This window comes from Agrobacterium rubi TR3 = NBRC 13261, assembly GCF_000739935.1.
In the GTDB taxonomy this organism is placed as follows: domain Bacteria; phylum Pseudomonadota; class Alphaproteobacteria; order Rhizobiales; family Rhizobiaceae; genus Agrobacterium; species Agrobacterium rubi.
Genome location: NZ_BBJU01000048.1, coordinates 1 through 1,797, shown reverse-complemented (window position 1 = coordinate 1,797; position 1,797 = coordinate 1). Strand labels below are relative to the sequence as shown.

2 protein-coding genes are annotated in these 1,797 nt (G+C 59.4%); both read right to left on the bottom strand.

Features of this window, described 5'->3' with window-relative positions; all coding sequences use genetic code 11:
* Positions 1–27: 27 nt before the first annotated feature.
* The gene (locus RRU01S_RS24865) at positions 28–300 is read right to left on the bottom strand and encodes a hypothetical protein (RefSeq protein ID WP_045232922.1); all 273 of its coding nucleotides are present in this window, start codon (positions 298–300) and stop codon (positions 28–30) included.
* A 56-nt stretch (positions 301–356) separates the two neighbouring features.
* A partial coding sequence (gene tnpC / locus RRU01S_RS24860; RefSeq protein ID WP_045232921.1) for an IS66 family transposase occupies positions 357–1,797 on the bottom strand: 1,441 nt, incomplete at its 5' end.

Below are 1,797 nucleotides of genomic sequence, written 5' to 3'. Positions count from 1 at the left end.
TAAGCGCCGTTTTGGGAGCACGTCGGTTTACGCTTGACGGAATGGAATGACGTTGTTTCCACGCATGAACGCAAGGGCACCCTCTGCCTCAATGGCTTTCACCGCTACGTCCCGTGCCTCTGCGTCGGATCGGAATTGCTCGTCCCAGGCGTGACTTGTGTTGTTGTGGTCGACCACCTCAAGCGTCCATGTCGTATCGGTTTCCAGTCGGAAGATGTCGATGGAGAACGGATAGCCATCAACGACGATCCTCTTACTTTTGCCAGAAGTCACCAGATTGGGTTCGTCGTCTTCGATCATTTAGCACGTCCAGCTTCTGTATCACGACGACGAGTATGCCGGTGGAGCTGAACCCGTCAAGTGGCTGGCTTGATAGCCCTTTTGAATGCCCACGGCAGCAACTCATCGATCCGGCTCTGCCTGTGGCCATTCACGATTGCCGCGAGTGTACTGGTCAAGTAGGCCAACGGTTCGACCGAATTGAGTTTACAGGTCTCGATGAGCGATGCGATGGCCGCCCAGTTCTCTGCTCCGGCATCGTGGCCCGCAAAGAGCGCGTTTTTCCGGTTCAGTGCAATCGGCCGGATGGTCCGCTCGACGGTGTTGCTGTCGATCTCAATGCGACCGTCGGTCAGGAAGAGTTGGAGACCACCCCAGTATTTGGCAATGTAGGCCAAGGCTTCGCCGAGCGGGGATTTTGTAGCGACACGGGCGCGGTTATGCGTGAGCCAAACCTGCATGTCGGCGACAAGCGGTGCAGACCGTTCCTGCCGCCCAGCAAGACGAGCCTGCGGATCAAGGCCGCGCAATTCGGCTTCGATCCGGTACAGCTCGCCGATCCGTTTTACGCCGTCCTCGGCAATGGGTGCTGTTCCGTTACGGGTGATCTCCACCAGCTTGCGACGAGCATGTGCCCAACAATAGGCAAGCCGAATGTCTGGGCCAACGCGCTCTGGTGCGATCAGCCTGTTGTATCCGGCATAGCCGTCCACCTGCAGGACGCCGGAGAAGCCCTGCAATATTCGTTCGGCATGAATGCCTCCGCGACCGGGCGCGTAGGTGAAGGCCACGCCCGGTGGAGCGCCACCGCCCCATGGGCGATCATCCCGTGCCAACGCCCAGAAGTATCCGGTCTTGGTCTTGCGAGAGCCTGGATCAAGAACCGGAGCACGGGTCTCGTCCATGAATAGCTTGGTTGAACGCTTCAGATCGGCAATCAGCGCATCGAAGACCGGACGTAATTCGAACGCTGCTCGCCCGACCCAGTCGGCAAGTGTGGAGCGGTCGAGATCAAGGCCTTGACGACTCATGATCTGAGCCTGCCGATACAGCGGAAGGTGATCGGCATATTTGGAGACCAGAACATGGGCGACGGTCGCTTCCGTCGGCAGCCCTGCCTGGATTAATCGCGCTGGAGCAGGAGCCTGAACGACGCCGTCGGTGCAGGAACGGCAGGCATATTTGGGACGGCGGGTGACCAAAACTCGGAATTGCGCCGGTACGACATCGAGGCGTTCGGAGACATCCTCGCCGATGCAATGCAGGCAGCCGCCGCAGGCGCACACCAGGCTTTCTGGCTCGATCACCTCTTCGACGCGCGGAAGATGTTTTGGAAGGGAGCCGCGATTGGTCGTGCGTGGCTTGGTCGTCCTAGTTCCAGCAGGAGTGTCCGCCTCGTCCTCGGCATGGATCACGGCCATCGCCGTTTCCAGGTCCTCCAATGCCAGATCGAACTGGTCGGGATCGGTCTTCTCGGATTTGCGCCCAAATGCTGCCTGCTTGAAGGCTGCGACCAGC